Source organism: Vibrio sp. Of7-15 (assembly GCF_022347565.1).
Classification (GTDB): Bacteria; Pseudomonadota; Gammaproteobacteria; order Enterobacterales; family Vibrionaceae; genus NORP241.
Genome location: NZ_JAKRGH010000006.1, coordinates 196833 through 219592, shown reverse-complemented (window position 1 = coordinate 219592; position 22760 = coordinate 196833). Strand labels below are relative to the sequence as shown.

Annotated in this window: 16 protein-coding genes; 1 reads left to right on the top strand and 15 read right to left on the bottom strand. The window is 41.9% G+C overall.

Annotated elements, in window-relative coordinates; all coding sequences use genetic code 11:
* Positions 1-3: 3 nt before the first annotated feature.
* The 5 genes from MHO82_RS09705 to MHO82_RS09685 all read right to left on the bottom strand — a co-directional run bounded on the left by MHO82_RS09705 (position 4) and on the right by MHO82_RS09685 (position 4019).
* A complete protein-coding gene (locus MHO82_RS09705) occupies positions 4-1260 on the bottom strand; it encodes a MipA/OmpV family protein (RefSeq protein ID WP_239183756.1) in 1257 nt (418 codons plus the stop codon).
* Positions 1261-1446: 186 nt separating this feature from the next.
* Positions 1447-2118: a DUF3313 domain-containing protein gene (locus tag MHO82_RS09700; protein WP_239183736.1), complete on the bottom strand. Its 672-nt coding sequence runs from the start codon at positions 2116-2118 to the stop codon at positions 1447-1449.
* Positions 2119-2179: 61 nt separating this feature from the next.
* On the bottom strand, positions 2180-2605 hold the full coding sequence (locus MHO82_RS09695; RefSeq protein WP_239183735.1) for an NUDIX domain-containing protein: 426 nt from the start codon (positions 2603-2605) through the stop codon (positions 2180-2182).
* A 161-nt stretch (positions 2606-2766) separates the two neighbouring features.
* Entirely contained in the window at positions 2767-3438 is a 672-nt protein-coding gene (locus MHO82_RS09690) for a ParA family protein (protein ID WP_239183734.1), read from the bottom strand.
* Positions 3439-3569: 131 nt separating this feature from the next.
* Positions 3570-4019 (bottom strand): GNAT family N-acetyltransferase, encoded by a 450-nt coding sequence (locus tag MHO82_RS09685; RefSeq protein ID WP_239183733.1) that lies wholly within the window; start codon positions 4017-4019, stop codon positions 3570-3572.
* 149 nt (positions 4020-4168) lie between these two features.
* Here MHO82_RS09685 and MHO82_RS09680 point away from each other — a divergent pair, with 149 nt between their 5' ends.
* Positions 4169-4525 carry a hypothetical protein gene (locus MHO82_RS09680; protein WP_239183732.1) on the top strand — a complete coding sequence of 119 codons (357 nt, stop codon included), beginning with the start codon at positions 4169-4171 and terminating at the stop codon, positions 4523-4525.
* Between the two features lie 54 nt (positions 4526-4579).
* Here the strand turns inward: MHO82_RS09680 and MHO82_RS09675 are convergent, their stop codons facing one another.
* The 10 genes from MHO82_RS09675 to MHO82_RS09630 all read right to left on the bottom strand — a co-directional run bounded on the left by MHO82_RS09675 (position 4580) and on the right by MHO82_RS09630 (position 22740).
* Positions 4580-5419, bottom strand: a complete 840-nt coding sequence (locus tag MHO82_RS09675; RefSeq protein WP_239183731.1) for an energy-coupling factor transporter transmembrane component T — start codon at positions 5417-5419, stop codon at positions 4580-4582.
* Complete coding sequence (locus MHO82_RS09670) at positions 5420-7114, bottom strand: ABC transporter ATP-binding protein (RefSeq protein WP_239183730.1); 1695 nt, start codon at positions 7112-7114, stop codon at positions 5420-5422.
* 3 nt (positions 7115-7117) lie between these two features.
* On the bottom strand, positions 7118-7669 hold the full coding sequence (locus MHO82_RS09665) for an ECF-type riboflavin transporter substrate-binding protein (RefSeq protein ID WP_239183729.1): 552 nt from the start codon (positions 7667-7669) through the stop codon (positions 7118-7120).
* 206 nt (positions 7670-7875) lie between these two features.
* A complete protein-coding gene (locus MHO82_RS09660) occupies positions 7876-8445 on the bottom strand; it encodes a tetratricopeptide repeat protein (RefSeq protein WP_239183728.1) in 570 nt (189 codons plus the stop codon).
* Between the two features lie 191 nt (positions 8446-8636).
* Positions 8637-9986: a polysaccharide deacetylase family protein gene (locus MHO82_RS09655; RefSeq protein WP_239183727.1), complete on the bottom strand. Its 1350-nt coding sequence runs from the start codon at positions 9984-9986 to the stop codon at positions 8637-8639.
* Between the two features lie 219 nt (positions 9987-10205).
* On the bottom strand, positions 10206-10973 hold the full coding sequence (locus MHO82_RS09650) for a phospholipase A (RefSeq protein ID WP_239183726.1): 768 nt from the start codon (positions 10971-10973) through the stop codon (positions 10206-10208).
* 140 nt (positions 10974-11113) lie between these two features.
* Complete coding sequence (locus MHO82_RS09645) at positions 11114-13783, bottom strand: S8 family serine peptidase (protein WP_239183725.1); 2670 nt, start codon at positions 13781-13783, stop codon at positions 11114-11116.
* An 84-nt stretch (positions 13784-13867) separates the two neighbouring features.
* Positions 13868-16570, bottom strand: a complete 2703-nt coding sequence (locus tag MHO82_RS09640; RefSeq protein WP_239183724.1) for a hypothetical protein — start codon at positions 16568-16570, stop codon at positions 13868-13870.
* Between the two features lie 32 nt (positions 16571-16602).
* The gene (locus tag MHO82_RS09635) at positions 16603-19977 is read right to left on the bottom strand and encodes a hypothetical protein (RefSeq protein WP_239183723.1); all 3375 of its coding nucleotides are present in this window, start codon (positions 19975-19977) and stop codon (positions 16603-16605) included.
* 399 nt (positions 19978-20376) lie between these two features.
* On the bottom strand, positions 20377-22740 hold the full coding sequence (locus MHO82_RS09630; RefSeq protein ID WP_239183722.1) for a DNA polymerase II: 2364 nt from the start codon (positions 22738-22740) through the stop codon (positions 20377-20379).
* Positions 22741-22760 lie beyond the last annotated feature (20 nt).

Genomic DNA, 22760 nt, shown 5'->3' with positions numbered 1-22760 from the left:
TATCTAGAAATCAAATTGGAGGTAAACGGTATTGTAGTTACTGCCCCCTTTAATGCGCCCGTACTGCGAGGCTTTTTCAAAAATAGCGGAGCGATGGTGGATACTGTAGCCTAGCCACACGCCATTCCATTCTTTGTAATTAAACAAATCCCCTAAATTTACGTCTACCGAAAAATCAAGGTAGTTGAGTAACTCACTTGGACGGTAGCCTTTCTCATCCATTTCAGTCTGTTCAATGTACGTAATATTATTGATATAAGACAGACCTTCCGCCACACCAAAGCGCCATTTCGTAGGCCATGATATATTAGCGTACGCTTTAATTGCCATTACGTATTCAGGGCTAGACGCTTGAACCTCAGAGCTCCAGTGCCACACTAAGCCCGGCGTAAGATAAATATCCACCGGCACTCCAAATAGCTCATCGGTTAATGGGTGACCATAAAATACCGAACTTAGCTGATTATTAAACTCATCTTTTTCAGTGTTGCCAGAGATAATATCGCCAATATTTGAAGGCGTTGCCCAACCATGAGCGACTCGTACATAAGGCTTATTTGATAAATCAGTGCGATAAAGTTTGTCCTTATTTTTAAACAAACCAAAACCAACATAAAACTCCCCCTGCCACTGATTATCAATGCTTTCACTAGCAAACGCATTGCCATCAAGTCGAGTGACGTAGGCTCCGCCTAGCAGATACAAATTAGAAGCAACATGGTAGCGTGTCATTGCCCCTAACTTAACATCCACCCCAGCCCCGATCTCTTCATTAGAAAACTCAGATAACGCATAGTAATAACTATTAAACTCGGCACTTTTCCAGCGAAGCTCTAACGAAGGGTTAAACCACCAATCACCACTTTCCATTTCACTGCTGATCCGAGTGTTCGCATGCCACCGATAACTAGGATCCAACATGAATTCGGTATCTAAGTCCCAAGTATCATCCAGATGCCGCCTTAACTGTATACCGCCATCCCCCACATCACCTTTCACTTGATTCTGAATTGACTGAGGCAAATCAAAAAAGCGTAAACGTAAAATTGCATTCATCTGCCAGTCGGAATAATCCCGTAAAGTAACACCACCTTCCAAGCCTTTGATGTAAAACCTCTCCCCTTCATAAAACATCATAGGAATAAAGCTAGAAACCAGAGAATCAGCGGCGGAGTAAGGAATAGTGGAGCTACGTACCACCGCAGCGATGCCCCAGTTTTGCTCTTTTTGAATCAAGATAGGTTCATTACTTATTTCTATCTCCTCCCCCTCAGTGCCATTAGAAGACACCGCAGAAAAAGAGCAAGCCAGTAATAATGAAAATAAGGAGTGCTTAAACAAGTACATACCAATAATTGAAGGGAGTTATAGTTAAAAGATTAACAAAAGGCACCGAGCTTGTGTACTCAGTGCCAGTCTCAGTCAGGATAAATTCAATCACAATGCTTAATGTTCAGCCCTGAGCGTTGCTCCTAAGCGCTCAACCCACCAATTGATGGCATCTTTCGCATCATCCGCAGAGTCAATCATAGTACTGAGGTCTTTATTACCTGTCCGTTTATCAATTGCTGCAATAATCGGATTGCCAGTATGGGCATCACTCAACATGAGTTCAATTGTTGCACTGCCTACGTTCGTATGTTCCCCTGTGATCACCTTAGACACAGTAGAAATACCTAATCCAAACGGTAAAACACTGCTGGTCACTGCCAGAATTGGGTTTGGTGTTTCTACGTTTGTCAGAGCCATACTTAACCTTAATGTTTTTTCTTTAGGTTCTGTCACTACTTCAAAGTGGCTATTGGCTTTAATTTTTAGCTGCTCAACTAAATAATCGGCTAAGTCTTTAATTTCATCACTATCTAGGCTGCCATAACGCTCTTTTTCGTCTAGAACAAGCCACACTTGATCAATAATGATACTGTTATACTTCATCAGCTCATTCTGTAGATCGGCTGGCGAACGAATACCACGCTTTGCCCATATTAAATCAACCCCACCTTCAGGGCCGGGCTTAAAATCATCAAAAGAATCAAACATCTGAGGCTTTCTGAATTCTTGAACAGCACTACAGCCAGTCAACATTAGGGATAGAGAAAGTAATAATATCTTCGTCATGGTTCTGGGTTGCCTTTATATGGAATAGGTGAACTATAAAAAAGATGAAGTGAAAAAAATGTCAAGCATAGCCAGAGCCCCAAAAAGAAGTGATGCTATCACGGTTATGAATAAGCTCACTCACAGAAGCGGGATGTAATGTCACAGAGGTGAGTTGACTGATTTCGACCCACAAAAAGTCTAAGTGAGGCTCACACGAATTAACCACAGATTGAAAACCCTCGCAGAAATGCGCTTCAAACACTAAGTTAATTTCTTGTTGCTGCTCACCTTTATGTAGCCAGTGATTTTCGATGCTGCCATAGAAACGACCAACTTGAATATCTAAACTCGTTTCTTCTTGTAACTCACGCTTCAAAGCCATTTTAGCTGGTTCATTAAACTCAATATGACCACCGGGCAAAAAATACTCAGTAGCCCCTTTTTCCCGAACCAGCAAAACAGAATCATCTTGTACAATAACGGCACGTGCGAGATAGTGAAACATAACACCTCATAACTCAGTTCTAATCCACTGATTTTAATTGAATATTATGTTTAACACCAAATAAGAAAGGTATTTCTAAGCTGTGCCCCTCATTATCTTGGATATCACCTTTAACGTGGTTATACACAAAGAAGAATAGCCAAATAATTAAGGGACACTGCCTAGGCAATTCTGGGGTTAACGCTCCTTGATTTTCTATGTCCACCAGATGATAGATCAGGCTCTACACTCAACCAGCTGTCTAATGTATGCCATAAATGCTGATCCACATTTGGGTTAAACTCTAAAAAGCTGGTACGCTGAGCAAACATTTCTTGATAACAAATATCTTCTGACATAGTCCCAAGCAGTGGGTATTTCATGTGTTTGATCACTCTGTCCACAAATTGTCGGCCCTGCTGTTGACCATTACACCGTGTGATCACAAACGCCAGCTCTACTTCGTTACTGTGAAATACTTTGGAAGAAATTAAGCTTTTTACAAAACCCAACATAGAGTGAACATCGATGGGCGAAGGCTGAACAGGAAAAATTATTTTATCAACCATTGAGACATATTTTTCCATCTCAAATTGGCTGAAATTAGAAGGAGAATCCACCACCGTTAAGTGTGTATCGGCTTCGAGCCTTAGTGCCAACGAAAAAGGTATGTTGGAAGTAGGTAAGAATTTCTGAGCACGCACCCCCTCGTTTTTCGACCCCCAGAAATAACTTGTTCCTTGAGGATCCAAATCTACGATTTCAGTTTTAAAACCTTGATGGGCATACCAAGAGGCAATCGAAATCGCCAACGTTGATTTACCCGCGCCACCTTTTCTGTTGATGACCAGCACTTTTTTACAAGCTGCTCTTTTATATCCGACTAATATAACCAACTCCTTAATGACGTTTTTTTACTGTAATCATCATCACGCCGCCATGGTTTACTAAGGCTCTTAAGTCTTGTTATTGTCGTTGTCACTGTTTAAAAACATAGTTTAAAAGGGATACAGCCGCCAGGTAAATCTTGTATTTCGCCGGATTGCTCAAACCCCAAAGAGCGGTAAAAAGATTCACCAGCATGAGAAGAGTTCAATGATAGCGAACCTCCTGGACAATAAGCCCGGCAGTCTTCTAAAACACTATTCACTAGCTTTGTTCCAACCCCTTGCCTTTGGTAGTCCGGGTGAACAAACAAATTCATTAAACGGGTACATTCTTTTAACAGAATCACTCCAATGATTTTGCCTTCTATGCGGGCCACTTTATGAATCGCCAACGCGGGATTTTCTTGCCACCACACTAAGCTTTGTAAAATTTCATCAATCAAAAATCGTTCTGTTAAACCACTTTCACCAATACAAGATTCGATGGTGTAACAGATTAAATCTTCAATACAAGCCATGTCTTTTTCTGTTGCGGTATCAATATGCACCTTTGAGAAATCCCTTCCATTAAATTAACAATATAGCCTTTCATATTGTGCTTAAAAAGCGAAGCAACTGTGTATGATTTTCATCTTGGTATACAATAGACAGAAGCAATAACCAAGGTTTTCTGCCAGATTGTAATAAGGCTACCCTTTTGAAAACATCCGAATTAATTCAAAAGCTGACTGAAATCAGTAAATTATCCCCGAATGATTGTGAAGTTGTAACGGGAGAAGAGTGGTTTCCAGAGCAGCTACTTGAAGCATCACATCAAGATCCACACGTTTTCCTTCATTTCGATAGCCCACCCGTTGACATGCCACGTGAAGTTGATGCCAGAGGCTTTATTGACCATGAAGTGGATTTAGTAAAGAAATCGATTACTGATATTGTTTTGAGCCAACAAGAGCCCGAGCAGATTATCGAAAAACTGACCGAGTTACTGATCTTCAGCCATGAACACATCAGTGCCGATGTGATTGAGCGATTAAGTGAGCTCGACGAAAATTAAAGTTCAATGAGGTAGCAGGAAGCTACCTCATCTATTATCCAGAAAGGCAGTAAACTAGAACGGATACCAAAACAGCGCTTCATCCATCATACGCTTTGCAATGGACAGTGCAAAAACAACCGCTAAACCCAATAACACCAAACCATCTTTTTTCGTCATTGGCTTTAAGCTATACCATGTTCGCTTCTTCGCACGGCCAAAACCACGCAACGTCATGGCATTAGAGATCACTTCTGCGCGATCTAAACTTGAAAAAATCAGCGGTGCTAAAATTTTCACTACATTACGTAGGCGAGTAAATAACGGCACTTTGTTTGATAGATCCACCCCTCGTGCTTGTTGAGCATGCATAATATTCACAAAGTCTTTTTTTACTTCCGGTAAATAACGCAAGGTTAAGCTCACGGCATAAGCGACTTTATAAGGCACACCTAAGCGATTTAAGCTGGCCGAAAACTCCGTTGGATGAGTAGTGAATACAAAGACCAAAGCAATCGGGAACATACTGAAATATTTTAGTGTTACCGTTACCAAGTAAAACAGCGTTTCAGCCGTAATATCATATCCGCCCATTAAAGGTAGAAGTACGGTTTGAGTACCCATGTATTCCATACCCTGCTGTGGGGCAAGCAAAAACATAAACAGAGCATTGATAAGTAGGACGGTACTTGTACCAATCAATAACGGTTTATATACCCGGAATGGTACTTTTGTTAGCTTTAAAAGCACTAAGCCAGCAACAATCAGCCCCGAAATAATACGTAAATCAAAAGTAACCAGTACCACGGTGACCCAAGTAAGGAATAAAAGAAACTTAGTCACACCATTTAGCTGATGTAAGCAAGATTGGGTATTAACATAATTAATCCCAAACTTCATTTTATTGGCTTTCATTTATTTCAAACCTGCTTCATGGGCAATAAAACAACGCATAAAACGATCGGCATCTGTCATGCCTATCTTATTCGCGAGTTGATACAAACTTGTTTCAGCTAAATTCGCCGATTGCAGCAATTCCGGCTGACTAAAAATAGAGGTAACGGTACCATCAGCCAGTAGTTTGCTGTCTGCAATAACAATTGCACGCGAGGTGTATTCCAATACTAAATGCATATCGTGTGAGATGATCAAAATGGTAATACCTAATGTTTCATTCAACTCACGTACAAACTGCATCATCGCAGTATAGTGACGGTAATCCTGTCCGGCTGTTGGCTCATCCAGAATTAATAATTCCGGCTCTAATACCAACATGGAAGCGATAGTTACTCGTTTTTTCTGACCATAACTAAGCGCTTCAATCGGCCAATTCCGATACTTCTTCAAACCACACAGCTCTAAAACTTGTGTGACTTTTTCATCAACCAGAGCGTCATCTGCCCCGCGATTTCTTAGACCTGATGCAATTTCATCAAAAATCATATGATGAGAGATCATATGATTCGGGTTTTGCATGACCACGCCCACTTTCTGGCTACGCTCAAAAATAGACATTTCTGCCATATCGCGACCCTTAAGAGAAATTGAACCCACATCAGGGCTTAATACACCCATGATCAATTTAGTAATGGTGGACTTGCCAGAGCCATTTTTACCTAAAATAGAAACAAACTCGCCTTTTTTCACCTCAAAAGAGATATCTTCAAGGGCGTTTCGATCGCCTTCATAAGAATAAGTGAGCGAATCAATACTCAATAATGTTTCTGAAGGTGATTCGAGTTCTGTCAAAGCAGCATCAGACACCCATTGGTGCAACTTTTCATGGTATGGCAATAAATTTAACGAAGATAAGTAAGCAGGTTTATCCTGTGCTGTCACATGACACCCTGCTGCTTTGAGCGCACTGATATAAAGAGGTTCACGAATGCCATATTCTGGCAAAAGAGGGCTGGCAATAAGAGCATCGGGTAATAAATCTGCCACAATTTCGCCATTATTCATCAAGATAATACGATCAACATGGCAATGCAGTACATCTTCTAAACGATGTTCAATAATCACAACCGTTTTACCAGTATCTTGATGTAGTCTATCGATGATTTCGATAGCCGCTTTACCCGTTTTTGGGTCTAAACTCGCCAAAGGCTCATCAAACAGTAAAGTATCGACATCATCAACCATGATACCTGCTAACGACACACGCTGTTTCTGACCACCACTCAAATCATGAGGTGACTTTTCAAGCATAGAGTCAAGATCAACCATCTTGGCCGTATCTCGCACCAGTGTGTGCATCGGCCCTTGTGGAATCATTTGGTTTTCTAATGCAAATGCAATATCTTCACCAATGCTTAGACCAACAAATTGACCATCAGTATCTTGTAATACCGTACCCACTTGTTCAGTACATTGGTGCAAATCTAAATCTTTAACATCATGTCCATTGATGCGAAGAGCCCCTGTCGACTCCCCTTTTATAGCAAATGGAATTAAGCCATTTAAACATTGGCCCAGAGTTGATTTACCACAACCACTCGGGCCAACTATGACAACCTTTTCGCCTTTCTCTATCCTTAGAGTAATATTCTTCAGTGTTGGTTTATCCAGTGACTGATACTTAAAAGAGAAATTAGAAAATTCGATTGTCATCCGTTATTGAGCCTCAGTTAGGTTACTGCTTTGCTTTTTACGTTTTGCTACTGAATGAAGAATAAAATAACCCACAACTGCAATCAGTACCGTATTACCAACCGCAATAATAGACAACTGCGTAAACACTTTAGTGAACGGTTCTGCGTAAAGCACTGTATCTAAGAAAGCAGAACAACCGTAACCCACGACATTACCAATTAAGGCTAGAACCACAAATAAGACAAAATCTTTAATATCAAATTGCCCTTTCTCGATACGACCTTTAGTGATTTTCGGGAATAAGCCGATCACAAGCCCCACAATGCCGGATCCTAGTACCCATGTGAACCAAACGCCCCATCCAGCAAATAAATCCGTTACCCAGTGGCCAATAAAACCAACTAAAAAACCAACCAATGGACCAAAAAGTACAGAGAAAAGAGCCAAAACTGCCATGGCTGGTTTTAATGTCGTATTTGCAAAGACTGGAATACCAAACATAGGTAGACCACCAATACCGTACAGGGCGGCACCAATAGCAATAACTACCACTGTTTTTGCTGAAAGATTCATAGATTAACCTTTTACTGTCATCGTAAGTTATTTAACTTCATTAAGTTACAGCGCATTCACATTAAATCTTAATAAAATTAACATCTTGTATTTACAAGCATTTAAGGGCGCACATAATACAGCATGGGCAAGTAGGAAGAAAGTTTTACATCTAGACGTCTATTTATTCAGCAATTATCGGCTGTGTCTATTTCTTGACACTAGGTTTATAGCAACTGCTTTGCTCGATTTATCGAATGAATAATGGCAACGCGATCTAAATCAGGCTCGTTGCTATCCAGTAGCAACTGCCACATTGTGATCGCTTTTGTATAACGCGCATTCATAAACAAATCAGAAGCCATTAACATAAGCGCTGTCGTATTATTGGGGTTCACTGCCAACGCTTTATCTAGTAAATATTGTACTTCTACCGTTAGGTTTTGTTTCTCTACATAATAGAGCGCTGAGGCTTTTGCTGAAAAAAGATTTGCAATCGGATCAGAAGATAATCGGATCGCATAATCAAAAGCAATCACTGCATTTTCGAACTCTCCGCTGTACATATAGGCGTGACCTAAGGCATACCACGCATCACCATCTTGAGTATTTTTACGAATTTCATTCTGAATCTCGGTAATACGTTCTTGCTGTGCCTGTTGAGGGTGTATGCTCACTCCTTCTTCAGGTTGAACTTGGCTAGTATTATTTAACAGATAGCTTGGCTCTCCTAAATAAGCATAGATTCCACCAGTACTCCCAATTGCCAACATCCCTATCATGAGTGACCACTTCATACTCTTTCTTAGTATCACGGTAAGACTCTCTTTAACATCTTTGATAAGCACATTATACCGTCTGTTTTTTCACCGATTTTGATGTTCCTCAACCTAAAGGGCTTGGCTCTCATTACCTCTATAAAAAGCGCTTTACACCAAAGTGCAAAGCGCATATCCAACTGACGGTGTTAACGATATTTAATGTATGCCTAACTGCGTGAAGGAGTACAATGCTGCACTTCAACCCATGGAGAGCTTTCTGTTAGCCCGGGCATTTCGAGCATGGTCCACCATTGAGCCTGCCAAGTTTTTCCTTGATAAGATACAGTATCACCCTCACTATAAGTATGATGTACTTTCCATTCTGCATCAGGGCAAACAGCAAGTGACTTCGGTTCTTTAACCCAATCAATGATCTGTTTATGAGTTACAAAGCGTACTTCAGGCTGCGCCAATGCGTATTTTACAAAACGGCTCAAGACATTTTGGCGGTTAACAACTGTAGTTTCAGGCATTCCCCAATGTTCATTACCGTCTAAATAACCGTAGAAGCCTGAATGTAAACCTAGCACTAACGGTGCTCTATTCCCTTCCAATCGAAGATCAAGGTTATATTTATAGATCGCAACGACATCGTCTTCATTTAAGCCAGCAGCACCAAAGTTGGGTGTGCTATATAGATTCCAGTCAAAGTTATCACCTTTGCCTGAAACTGGATCAAAATGCCCCACTCGGCTAGCAATTTTATCTCGCAGTGAATAAGCAAGACCATATTTGTCCATATGACTATCAGGCGGAACAATCAAGGTATGTAGCGGAACTTCCCATAAGCCCGGGTAATTTTTAATCGCCGGTTTCCACCAACCAGCAACAGCTAAATCATGAGTTGGACTGCCGCTGTCCAGCGTGTAAGGCCAATAGTTATTACGGCCATTTTGTTCAGGCATGATGCCAGCGGGGAAACTCACATCATAACGAACGCCATTATCAACAATAGCTTGTAACGAATTATCGTTATAAGTCAGGTATGGCGCTCGAAAACCTGCAACTGAATCAACACCAATCCCTCCTTCTTTTGTTGGCTTCGTTAACAGAGCATTACACAAGCTGATTTCATCCTGCCACTGCTCTGGCGTCATCCAATTTTCAAGCGGATTATAATTAACTTTATCGTCTGGGTGAGTATAAGTGTGGTTACCTATTTCATGACCTTGCTGTAGTAGCTGACGCCACAACGTTTTAATTTCTTCATCTTTTTCTGCTGGCTGACAGTTCATAAAAAATGAGGCCGCTAATGCTTGGTTTGCAAACTTATCTGCCCCCTCCGGATTTTTGTTATTAGCTAACAAATCCATCACCCAGCTTAAACCATCTTTATCTAGATTATCGTCAAAGCCTAAACCAATAAACATCGGTGTTTTTTCAACTGAAATAGGAGATACAGAAGAAGGGGCAACAGCATCAGTTGATTGAGTTGCAGCGTGCACAAATGCACTGGCTGCCACAGCGACGCTTAAAGAAATAAGCTGACTAATAACCTTTCGGTTCGTTCGAAGCATTAATAATTCCCTCTATTATTGATCACAAGATTTTTTACCGTTAGTCAATGTAGCAGTGCCGAGTAATAATCGAATGGCTCTTTCGTGACACAATCTTGTTTTGAGAGTGAATTCGAACTTTATTTGAAAGGGGTTGTTCACTTTTATTGCAAATTAAAACTTTGCTACGGCAACTCATCAAACCAAAATGCAACGGTTGCCGTAATTAGGGAAAAAGAATTACCAGTTCACTAATTTTAAACCTAAGCCAAAACGCGTCTGGTTATTATTGTAATCAATTAAGGTTTCACCGTAGCCATGCCATACTTGACCATAAAAGCCAACATACTCATTAAGATAAAAGGCGTAGCCAACTTCAAAACCACCTCGGTTATTATCGAAATGTTGGGAAAAACGAGCATTAAACTCCCCTAATGAATTATAGGTTTTTAGCCAAATTTCATACGGTGCAATATAGTCTTCTATATCACGGTTTTCAGAAGTGTCTCCCATCACGTACCAATATTCAAAGCCGTACTCGATCACATTACCTAAGTTTTCGATGGCAAAATAAAGTCGATCCCAACTGCGTGATAAATCTCCAGTTCGACCGTTCGATTGGTGCTTAAAGCCAACTTCTAAACTATTAAAAATAGGATAGCTACCCTGAGACATTAAAAATATCTGAGGCGTATAATTGGTCTCTCTAAATGGAGAAGAAATACTGGAATTGGCCAATTGCCATAAAGACATTTGAGTATAAGATGCCATTAAAGCCGTAGAACCATCAAAGGGAATCAATGGAATAGATAACGAAAATTGATACTTCGCTTCAAAGTGATTAAGCTCCTCCGCTCCTTCAAAACCACTTGCACTGTATACATCTTTATTAATATCAGACGTATACGTCCCTAAAAAATAGTTATCTTTATAACTAGATATTTTGCCAGTTTCTTTACTCTGAACGATGAAAGGCGTCGCTACCACCAGCAAGCAAAGACATTTCATTATTATTCTTTTCATATAAACGTACCAAATCCTATTGATTCCTTTAGTGTATCAACCTCTTATCCATTTTTTCTATTTACTTTCTACAATATTTAGCTCAACAACTCAGAAAAAGTAGGTATCTCAAATCACAAAATAGCTTAAATGACCGTCTCTTTTGCGTTGTATTTACACCACCAACATTTCACTCCAAGACCAATCATTAACGTAAATAGCAGCACTTTAAAATGCCAAATTAACGCCCACATACCCAATATGCCTGTCAATGGAAAAGTAATGACAGGCATATCTTTAAGAAGGTCAACCCAAAGTGGTGAGTAAAGGTAATACATCTCTATAAAATGGCTACCGTAAGGAAACGGTAAGATCACATCGTCACGGATACTTCTAAGAGCCCCTAATAACATCGGACTGTTTGGAAATAACGCAGTTGCGATAAAACAGCGACTATCGCTTTCTGAACTGGCGCTAGCTACTGAGCTTATCGCTTGAGTATATTGAATAGTGATGGCATTCGGTTCTGAATTTAAATCATAAGCACTCTGATCAGTCACACTTAAAATAGCTTGATGAGGTTGTACACTCACCGATGATTCAGTGCCCGTTGCAGAGCCATTAGAGATTAACTCGATATTTTGTAACGCCACATTGGTGGTATCTTTAACGGTTATGTTGATAAGGGCAAGTGGACTATCACTGCTGTCTACATCGATCTGGGTAATTACGGTTCCCTCTTGCGTAAACTGAGAAATAGCCGAAATCCCCCCCGATGTTGCTTCAATAAAAGTTTGCGACTGCTGTGAAGGAGTTTGCCAACTGGTTGAAGACATCACCTCCAAGTCGAAGCTTCGGCTCCAACTATTCGTATTATCCGTCGCTTGCAAGGTAAATGTATAATTACCAGCTTGGGTGGCTTGACCAGCAAGGTAGCCATTTTCAATCGTTAAGCCACTAGGCAATGATCCATCACTCAGTGTCACTTGCAGCTCACTGCTTACACGTAGTGGCAGCTTCACTGGCACATTAACGGGAATATCTGCCCACTGTAATAACTGCCACGGATTGTTTTGCCATGAGTGACTAATCGCAGCGCTATACTCAGACATTTGCTCTTGTAAAATATTTTGGTAGGGCGCTTGAGAAACATAACTTGTTTTCACCCGGTAACGTACTTCACCTTCTTGATTTGGGTTATCAGTAAACTGGGAGATAGGCGCTTCAACTCGCCCTAAAAATTTAAATCCTTCACTAGGTAATGCACGATATACATACGTTTCATTCACCGAGGCTGGCAAACGCCACGATAAAATGAATTCATCACCGTTAGCAATCAACGATAAGTTATCTGCGGGTTCAACCGGAGCGTAATAATATAATTGTGCCTGTTGGTCAGCAGTGGCTACCGTGATCATGCCAGATGCCACTGGAGGTTCAGTTAACTTTATTTGCTGACTACTGCTGTCATATTCAAAAGCCAATGACTGATTTTCTAAATGTGTCGCATCATAATCAATGTTGACTGCGGTGACTGAGGCCAGTTCTTGCCCGAGTAAATGCAGCTTATTTTGCTGCCAAGTTAAACCATATAAAGCGACTGGTTTCTGCTGATACGCTTGCAATGCCGCTTGAGCATTCACAATGCCGCCACTTCTAATTTTCGCCTTTAACACATCAGATTGAGTGACCGTTGAACTCAATACTGCTCGTATTTGCCCTGGCGTTAATGACTCATCTTGCTGCCAAAGCATAGCTGCAATAGCGGTAACAAACGGGGCTGACATAGACGTGCCCGTTCTGTGGGAGGAACCATTATTCAGATTTAAATTTAATATATCACTGCCAGGTGCTGCAACATCCACACTGCTTAAACCATAATTACTGCTACGATATAAAAGCCGTTCGTCCGTGTTGTTCGCAACGGCAATCACCCCAGAAATCGTCTGACTTAATTTTGCCGGATAAACATTATTACGATCGTTATTGGCTCCACTGTTTCCCGCCGCCGTGATGTGTAACATGCCTTGTGCAGTAGAGCTTGTCATAATGTCAGCAAGTGCTTGATTGTATGAATTCACTGTCCATGAATGGTTCATCAGCGGAATGTTATTATCAACAGCCCACGCGATGGCTTCAACCGCGTCACTCACACTGCCGCCACCCGCTTGGTTTAAAAATTTTAAAGGGACTAAACGTGCGCTTTTACAGGCACCTGGATGAACCACATCTTGTGAACCAATAATTCCTGCGACATGAGTTCCATGACCATAATCGTCAGTTGCAGAAACCGAACTATTGATAGTATTGACTCCAACCACAGAGCCCATGCTTTTTTCTAACACCGACTGTAAGTCTTCATGGTCAAAATCAATGCCACTGTCTAGCACACCAATCCGAATACGATCACATTGCCTTTCACTTTCTGACAATACGTCTATTTTTAATTGTTCTAATGCATAACTGGTTTCATTGGCTTGGAAAGTAGCTTGACGCTTAACTAAAGGTAATGAGGAAATCGGCTGATCAAACTCGACATAATTCACTTCTGAGTGATTTTTAAGTGCCAAATAGATAGTTTGCCAAGGTTCATTGTCACCCACTGTCACTAACACAATCTTTGGTTGATGCTGGCTTAAAACACGGTAACTCACTTCATACTGATCATTAATTTGCCAAAACAACTTTTCTTCTGGGGAAGTGGTTTTAAGCGACGAAGAAGGGAGTAAGCCAACAATTAAATGTGTATTCGAAAAAGCCGACAGAGGAATAACAAGAAGAGCCGTTAGCACAAGGAGCAATCGAGATAAAGACATAACAATCCTTATTAATAACGCCTTGAACATCCACTGTTCAAGGCGATTTCTCATTACTGGGTGAGGTTAAACTTCAGTATTGTATTACTCAATAACAACCCCTCCATCAACACCATAATCAACCTCTAAATTGGACGCTTTTAATGTAAATGGCTGAATACACATCTCGGCCTGCCATTCAGAAATAAACGCGTCTACCTGAGTGGTAACATCTGCTGTTGCTATGATCGTCACAAGTGACTCTATATAATCACCTTTGTCTGAGTATAGTTCATCATGGTCATACTGCAGTTCTAGGTTTTCAACAAATACGCCGGCTTCAAAGAGCTCCGCCGTTCCGTTGTCATCAAAGTCGAAGAAATTGGACAATTCCGATATTTGGGAGTTGTAGTGTGCGATGGCTTCCGTATAGGCAGAAACACGCCCTTGCTCCCATTGAATTTGATTATCGATATTTTCAAATTCAAAATAGCCATTCACACTTTTAGCGGCTTCTACATCAGCACGTAAAGGATCTAAGATGGCGCTGTTACTCTCAGAGCCAAATCTAAGCTCCGATAGCTCTCCTTCCGCAGTATTTAGTGCCGTTTCAGCATCATCCCTTGCGGCTTTTACCGCTCCCGCTTCAGGTGAGCCTTCACCAAACTCATCGACTGCATCCCAGTAGTCATCATTCAGATCATAATACGTCTCTCGTAGGCCATCGACTTCCTCTTGCTTGCTGGTAATACCTAAACTTGTTTCAGCCGTCATAAGTGCGACTTCAGCGTTATTAACAGCAATTCGAAGATCTAAGCCATAAGTGTTAATAAGATTGGCGATATCAGCATCAAAATTACCTAACCGATTTTCACTTTCAGATAAACGCTGCTCTGCCTCTTCTAATCGACGCTGTAAATCACTCAGTGGCCCATCAGAGTTAGGTAACAGATCGCGATTAAAGTAACCGCTTTGCCATTGCATCAACTCTTCATTCCATACGTAAGATGAGCTGTAATCTTCATAACCACCTTGTAATTTAGTGCATGTGGCATCGGCATCACCAGCGATCAAGCCTTCTTCAACCGCTACTGTTTGCAACGTTTTGGTTAAATAAGCATTTGGAGTTCGTTTATTTTCATCATTACCATCCTGTGAGCCTTGCCAAGTACTGACTCCTTCAATGAGCACCCCAGTAATGGTTTCTCCATCAGTGAAGCGATTTTCACTTCCCCCTAATGTGTTCACCATCACATCAAGCCAGTTCGTGTCTACACCATTACTGTCTTGGAAAGTTTCAGTTGAAGTGCTGATCCACACAACTTTATAATCACTTTCCACCCATCGCTGCTGCTCATAATCCCAGTAGCCAACTTCTTCTTGATAGTTAATGTGCCGCTCAGTACCAGCATCGCCCTCTTCTTCGGCCATCGTCGCATAACCAAATGCTAGCCAGGCATCAGCACCTTGGCTGCTATATCTATTTGCCGTCCAATCATCCGTTGAGTGCTCTTGCCATAGCTCCCATTCTCCTAACATTAATGCGTATTCATTGCCTTCATTTGTATTGTATTGCTGAATCAGCATGGCAGGTGTGCTATGTACACCGCCATTCATACGCTCACAACCAACAACATTTTCTCCTTCAGATAACGAATCGTTATGGTGCGTAGAGCAATTATCCCATTCATTGTTCCAGTCGTCGCCCCAGTCACCATTCCATTCATGATCCCACTCATCGTCCCAGCTGTCGCTCCAATCATCATCCATATCGCCTTCCATTGCTAATGCAGTCGTACCTTCCTCCAAGCCACTATCTAACGAATTGCCTTCTGAAGTCCCGTCCGAGCCATCACCAAGAACAGGCTCAGACTCAAAATAATAATCATTCATTGGTTCAATATCCGTTTCACCACCCGCCCCATCAGACACTCTTAAAATAGGGCGAAAAAACGTAGCAAGACCATGATCCGTTCCTAGGTTCCAAAAACCACCAGATAAGACTAGTAGTGGGTCTAAATCATCGCTTTCTTCCGCTTCAAAACCGTCAGGAAACGTCAGTGCTGAAGGTAAATGTAACCCGATTAACTCAGTTTCAATTCCTAACGCTTGAGCTGGCGTTTGAATACCATCGGTATTTCGATCCCAATCTAGGGCTTCACTATCAGTTTCAGGCACTACTGGTTGGTTTAATAAAGCTAAGTTTAGTGGCTCTTCTAGCGTCCAGCTAGCTTCCATAGCACGTAATACAATGTCATGATCGCCTTCTGCTAGTTCAACATACGCCACACTCACCTCACGGCGCTCACCCGAAGCATTCGCCACATGAGCTTCCACTCGGTATTTACCGGATAATAAATTAACAGCGACTTCTGGTGAGTCTGGGTTTAATAACACAGAGGTAGCAAAACTCCCTTCAAGGCCATTCCCCCTTAGCTCATTACACTCTAGCATGTCGCCATCAAGCTCAATCCACCCATCATCAGAGCCTCCCGAGTCATGGTCTTCACCAAAACCGCGACACATATCCAGCAGTTCAAACGCCTCTTCTGCCGATCCCACCAGCTCATGTGAGAAAAATTTAACTTCAATCTCACTTGCTGTCCCAATCCAAGCCACACCCGCACTGGATGGAAATTTTGTCGCCAGTGTTACTGTAGCTGATTCTGCTGCCAATATACTTGGCGTCGATGATCCTGATGTACTACCTGAAGAAGCGCTGCCTGAAGAACCACCGTTACACCCTGTCATGCTCAATCCTGCGAGTACAGCAACAGTCAGAGCGTTTAATCTAATCCTGTTTAACATGGCTGTTTTCCCTTTATTTATCTATTTATTAATTACTCGATAATCACGCCCACGTTGCCACTACTCGGCTCTAGGACTGTAAAGTCGACGGTTTGCTCAGTCACTAATCCAAATGGATCCGTCACTGTTAACGTCACTACATACTCACTCATTGGCACCGTGCCAGCTGCAAAGCGAATCCTTCTTTGGCTTTCGCTTACTTCAAACGGCACACTCGGAGAAACAGCCCAGTTAAACGTTAATTCATGATCACTTAGTACCGAAGAACGGACAACAATCTCGACGGGGTTAGTATTATTGGCATTTGCATTCTGGCGGCGAGGCTCCGTTTCCAGGTTGCTGATCACAGGGGCTGTGGGAGCCTCTGTTCTGATCGTGATAGAATTTTCAGTCTTGTTACCTTTTTCATCAGTAACCAATACTTGGGCCACTAAGGTACCATCCGAATTTAACGCACTCGGAATAATGTCTGTGGCAAGTACCATAATCGACCGCAAATCATCAGCCAAAGTAAATGGCAGCTCCGGCGTTAACGTCCAATTAAACGTCAGCAACTCCGTCGCGGTGACATCATCATCGGCTTCCACGGTCACCACAAGATTGCTTGCGGCACCATCCGATTCGGTGACAACGAGCACAGGCGTTGGTGTGGTGAGCTTCACTGTAGGGGGCTGATCAGGCGTCACACTAAACAGCCCTTCTGTTGTTGCCGACGTAGTGGTTTGACCCGCTTCTCCTGCCGTATTCAAATCCGTCACCATGACTTGTGCACGATAAGATCCTATTGGCAGGCTGCGAGCAGGAATAATGTCATTACTGTCACCTTCAAGAGTAATGTCCACTAGGGTTTCCGTCTCCCCGCTACGGCTATAAATTTGCCAAGTTTGCGTCAAGCTACGTAATGGAGTGAAATCATCATCAGTGAATGCAAATAAGAAAATAGGCTCATCATTGCTATCCGATTCCAGAGCTAAAGCTGGCGATGGGAAAGCAACCACTTCCTCCACTGTTGGAGGAGAGTCTGCTTTGACTTGTACCGTCACAGAGCTAGTGTCCGACGAGCTTGCATCACTAACCGTCACGGAATACACCACACTACCAAAGCTGTTAGTATCAATTTGGCAACTGCTTCCTTCACAAGTAGGAGATGCATCCGGCGTTGTCGTCCAGCTATAGGTAAGCACATCTCCATTACGATCAAACGCTCGTACTGCTAAAGTTGCACTTTGGCCCTGAATAATTTCAACAGTATCTCCTCTACCCAATGTTTCATTCACATTTGCTGTACCTATGGTGCTTGAAGCGTTGAAGCTGATGATTTTAGGCGGTTTGTTACCTTCAGAGTGAACCGTCACCACTTTACTGGCTGTTCCGGTATCCGTTCCATCACTGGCAGAAGCTTGCAACGTATACGTTCCGGCAGAAGTGAAATTCAATGCCCAGGCGTTTGTCCCCGTTTCGGTAATAGGACACGTTTGCGCAACGCCCCCCATTAAACACACTAATTCAGCTGGCTGAACATCATCGCCATTGGGATCAAAGGCATACCAGCCCAAACGATACGCCATATTCAAATTTACTTCAGATCGACCCGAGAGTGATATTTTGGGCGGTAAATTAGACTCAGTAAAATTCACTTCTTCCGTTAAATCCGCCAACTGGGCAGCAGATACACTTTGCGTCTGACCAAGTGCGGATACGGTTTGCGTTGCGCATAACGTTTTTAATGAATATGTGCCATTGGAATCAGTAACGGCAAATGACTGATTGGATGAATTTTTAGCAACAACCACAGTATTGGCAACAACGGTGCCATCCAGAGCGATTACGGTTCCAGTTATGGTACATTGCCAAGGGTTTGCTAACTGGTGATCAATATTCTGATTACAGTCAGTGCCTGTTACTAATGGGGTCGGTAAGGAGGTAAATTGCTCTGTTTGCTGAGTTCGAATATTAAAAACATCCAACGTCCACTTCGTCGGATCCGTAGTGTCCGCAGTGTTGATGACGTTAGTTTCGAAACGATACTGCCCATTATCTACATAGGTATAATTAAAACCGCCATCAGGCATCCGAATATTAATATGGCCGTTATATGGCTCATTACTGGTGCCGCTGTAAGTCACGCTCCCAGTAAGGCACATATTAACGACATCACCACCCGTTTGAATGGGCCAATCAAGGTTAATCCAACGTAACCACTGATTCGCATTATTAATAACTACTCTCGCAAACAAAGTGATAGAGCCAACCGCAGGGGTTATATCTAACTCATTATTCGTTTCATCAAATGTTTCACCGTTACTAAATGGAAAATCTGCCCCGCCATACACATTATCAAGCGCATTCACTAGGGTTCCATTACCCACAAAACGCCAGCCTTGACCGCTGTCATACACAAAAATAGGAACTTGAATACCATCCGTATTCGTATCTGCATCTTGATTAATGGTGCCGTAGCTTCCATCAGGGATCATCATCTTAATGATCACTGGCTCATCTGCGGCGGCACTGGCTTCACTTTCTAAATTGAGTAAATTGCCATCCTGATCTTCTAAAATAAGCTGGCTAAACGTACTGGAGATTAATCGATAATTATCTTGCGCATCCCCCGTCGTAGTGAGATCCACACTATTACCCGCATTATTTGGATCACCAAAACCTTCAAACTCACCGGGAAAGTTTTGAATATCCGTCGAATTACTGGAATCAAAGTAAGCAATACGGCTGGTCACGGCTTCCACTGAAGATTCAATGCGAGAGATTGGCATCGAGATATCAACCATAACATCTTCATCGGCTGCGACTGACGCTAATCCTGAACCTTGCTTAATGCTCACTTCACCCGATGAATTACGTACGAGCCCTAAATGCCAGCGAGGCACTCCATCTGAAGCCACCACTAAATTATCCGTAATGGATGCCACAGAGACTGTAGACTCCGTTAACTCAGACATAGGTAAAGGGATTTGAGCACTCAGCTGCCCTGAAGAAAGCGGGATAACTTTCTCCCCTTCTAAAAATCCATCTTTGCTGTAAGTAATCACGACTGAGGCTGGGGTTGCACTGTATGTGCCAGCCAAATCTAACTGATACAACCCATCAGAGTCTGTTGTCACTGTAACGGGATTAGTGAGTAGCTCATTACCACTGGCATCCAATAATTGGGCTTGAACTAAAACGTCAGACTGGTTGGTATCGGAAGCCCCTGTGGCTTGCTTACTGGGGTCAAACGCTTGACCAACAACGGTAGTTAACCCACTGGAAGCGTTAACAACGAATGCACTACCACTTCCACCGCCGCCATCAGTTGAAGATTCGCTGTCATCATCATCCAAATATTTGCAGCTTGAAACTGCAAAGACTAATAGGAACGTAGCAACAATCAGCTTAATTTGTTTGCCCATAGATCCCCCTCTATTTATCTATTGCAAATAAAACAATGAGGTTAGCTCTGTCAAATAACAGAAAGTGACCATCAGACAGCATGTTTTAGTTGAGGTGAATTAAGATATAAAGTGTATTTTTATTCACTTTGGATTATCAAAAAATTCACCATAAAAATTGTGTATGTATTTTTGTGATGAGTATAGAAAACAAAAAAGGGATAACAGGGAGAGATGGGAAAGAATGCATATGAAACACTTATTACACTTCCCTTGTGTGCAATAGATCACATATGTATATTCAAAAATAAGATCTAGGTTGCAGAAAATATAATTTTGACCATAAAGATCAGTAAAAATATCAAATAAAATATAAGGGATTGATTCAGTATAAAATTATTAAGATATTACTAAATACTTCTAAAACAACCCTAATTGTGGTGCAGTAATATCATCAAAATATTTACCAATGAAAGGCAAAATACCGTCCGCAACGGGTTTTAACTGTTTATCTAAGTAATGGTTATAATCAATTGCACTTTGGCGATATTCACGAGGCTCCGCACCAGAAAGTGTGAATACATATTCAATAGTCGCTTTACGCTGGTATTGTAATGGCCGACCTAACTTATGGTTCATTTCGTCTGCCAAGCGAGCAGCACGAACCTGCGGAGGAATATTTTTCTGATAATCAGATAAATTTCGTCTTAATCGCTTACGGTAGATCAACAAGTCATCATGTTCACCCGCTAGTGTTTTATTCACATAGTCGCGAATGTAGTCATCAGGGTTTTGGTCATGAAAAACCATGTGATATAAGTTTTTTTGAAATTGTTGCGCCAGTGCCGTCCAGTCCGTTCGCACCGTTTCTAGCCCCTTAAAGACCATAGACTCTTGATCGCCATGCACCACCAAACCAGCATAACGCTTTTTAGAACCCATCTCCGAACCACGGATAGTCGGCATCAAGAACTTATGGTAATGCGTTTCATACTCCAGCTCTAAATGGTTATCTAAACCGAACTCATTACGTAGATTATCCGTCCACTGCTGATTAATGCTTTCTACTAATTGCAGGCCAATAACATCGGCTTCTTGTTGTGTTTTACTGGCACCTAAAGACACAAAAACACTGTCCGTATCACCATAAATCACTTCATAGCCTTCAACTTCAATCATGTCTTTGGTTTTACCCAATACTTCATGACCACGCATAGTGATAGAAGACGCCAGTCGATGATCAAAAAACCGACAACCAGACGAACCTAAAACGCCATAGAAAGAATTCATGATAATTTTAATGGCTTGAGAGAAGGCTTTTTCCCCATTGCGTTTTGCCTGATCACGAGCCGCCCACAAATCTTCAATCAGTTTAGGCAGAAAGTGCTTTTCACGATGAAACTGACCACCACGAAACCCTGCAACAGCTTGATAAGATTCCCTTCCCTGATCTAGCTTTAAACCTTCCACCAGCCCCATAGGATCAATCAAAAAAGATCGGATAATAGATGGATACAGGCTTTTAAAATCCAGTACTAACACTGAATCATATAAGCCGGGCTTAGACTCCATAACATAGCCACCTGGGCTGGCGATCCAATTTTCACTTTCCAAGTTAGGGGCAATATACCCAGCCCGATGAAGGCGAGGTAAATACAGGTTCGTAAACGCCGCAACTGATCCCCCCACCCTATCTAACTCCACCCCTGTTAAGCGTGTACGCTCAATTAAAAACTCCAACAAATGTGTATGTTCAAAAATACGAGTAACCAGTACACAATCTTGAAGGTTATATTTAGCTAATGCGCACTTATCTTCACGGAACATGCGGTTAATTTCATCCATACGGTCATGAACGTTATGAATGTCCTTACCTTCATTTAACAGCTCTTGAGATACGGATTCCAACGACCAACTATTAAAATTGTATGTCGCCGTTTTTAAACTATCGATACCATCTAGCACCACACGGCCAGGGATAGAAATAAAGCCCTGACGGCTATTTTTATTCGATTGGCGCCAAAAAGGAGTACTGTTGCCACGCCCAATACGAAAAGACAGCTGATGCCATTGAGCACGCTTGACCAGTAACCGAAAGTCAAAATCAATCACACTCCAGCCAATCACCACATCAGGATCAAACTCAGTAAACCAACGTTCTAATGCAAGTAATAACGCTTTTTCATCAGCCACCCACTCAATGTGCAATTCACTTTCTTCTTGAGGCTCACCAATCATAATCACTCGGCTATCACGATCACTATGCAGGCCAACTGAATACAAAATGCCTTTTTCTGAGCACTCAATATCAAGAGACACCACAGAAAGCGCTGGAATATAGTCCCCCGCTTTCACCTTCGCCTTACGATACTCAGTAAACCCTTTTTTTGTTGTTGGTTGACCAATAAAATTGACTCCACCGCACACGAAACGCTCCATCAAATAACGATCTGGTAAGCGGATATCTGATTCAAAATAATGAATTTCTTGATTATCAAGTAATTGCGTTGCTTGAATTTTTTCTTTGTTAGTTAAAAAATAACAGCCATAAATCGCTTGATGATCAAACGTTTTCAACGTTAATGACTTGAAAGTATGACGGACTTTATGGGAGGAAAATACCGAGGATATTTGTGAAAAGTCATCCGCGAATACAAAAAAAACAGGTTGCTCGCCATCAACAACCACTTTGGCAGGGCCAGACTCTGTACTGAGCCATAACGTGATTTCTGTACTGTCAGCAAGATCTCTGCTTTGACGAGTTAAAACAAAACCTTGCTGCACAACTACCTACCAATTTGTAT

Excerpts from the sequence above, each read along its gene's own strand:
- MHO82_RS09695 (WP_239183735.1), bottom strand. The coding sequence starts at position 2,605 with ATGTTTCACTATCTCGCACGTGCCGTTATTGTACAAGATGATTCTGTT.
- MHO82_RS09675 (WP_239183731.1), bottom strand. The coding sequence starts at position 5,419 with ATGAAAGCCAATAAAATGAAGTTTGGGATTAATTATGTTAATACCCAA.
- MHO82_RS09640 (WP_239183724.1), bottom strand. The coding sequence starts at position 16,570 with ATGTTAAACAGGATTAGATTAAACGCTCTGACTGTTGCTGTACTCGCA.
- MHO82_RS09700 (WP_239183736.1), bottom strand. The coding sequence starts at position 2,118 with ATGACGAAGATATTATTACTTTCTCTATCCCTAATGTTGACTGGCTGT.
- MHO82_RS09660 (WP_239183728.1), bottom strand. The coding sequence starts at position 8,445 with ATGAAGTGGTCACTCATGATAGGGATGTTGGCAATTGGGAGTACTGGT.
- MHO82_RS09655 (WP_239183727.1), bottom strand. The coding sequence starts at position 9,986 with ATGCTTCGAACGAACCGAAAGGTTATTAGTCAGCTTATTTCTTTAAGC.
- MHO82_RS09670 (WP_239183730.1), bottom strand. The coding sequence starts at position 7,114 with ATGACAATCGAATTTTCTAATTTCTCTTTTAAGTATCAGTCACTGGAT.
- MHO82_RS09635 (WP_239183723.1), bottom strand. The coding sequence starts at position 19,977 with ATGGGCAAACAAATTAAGCTGATTGTTGCTACGTTCCTATTAGTCTTT.
- MHO82_RS09650 (WP_239183726.1), bottom strand. The coding sequence starts at position 10,973 with ATGAAATGTCTTTGCTTGCTGGTGGTAGCGACGCCTTTCATCGTTCAG.
- MHO82_RS09665 (WP_239183729.1), bottom strand. The coding sequence starts at position 7,669 with ATGAATCTTTCAGCAAAAACAGTGGTAGTTATTGCTATTGGTGCCGCC.
- MHO82_RS09645 (WP_239183725.1), bottom strand. The coding sequence starts at position 13,783 with ATGTCTTTATCTCGATTGCTCCTTGTGCTAACGGCTCTTCTTGTTATT.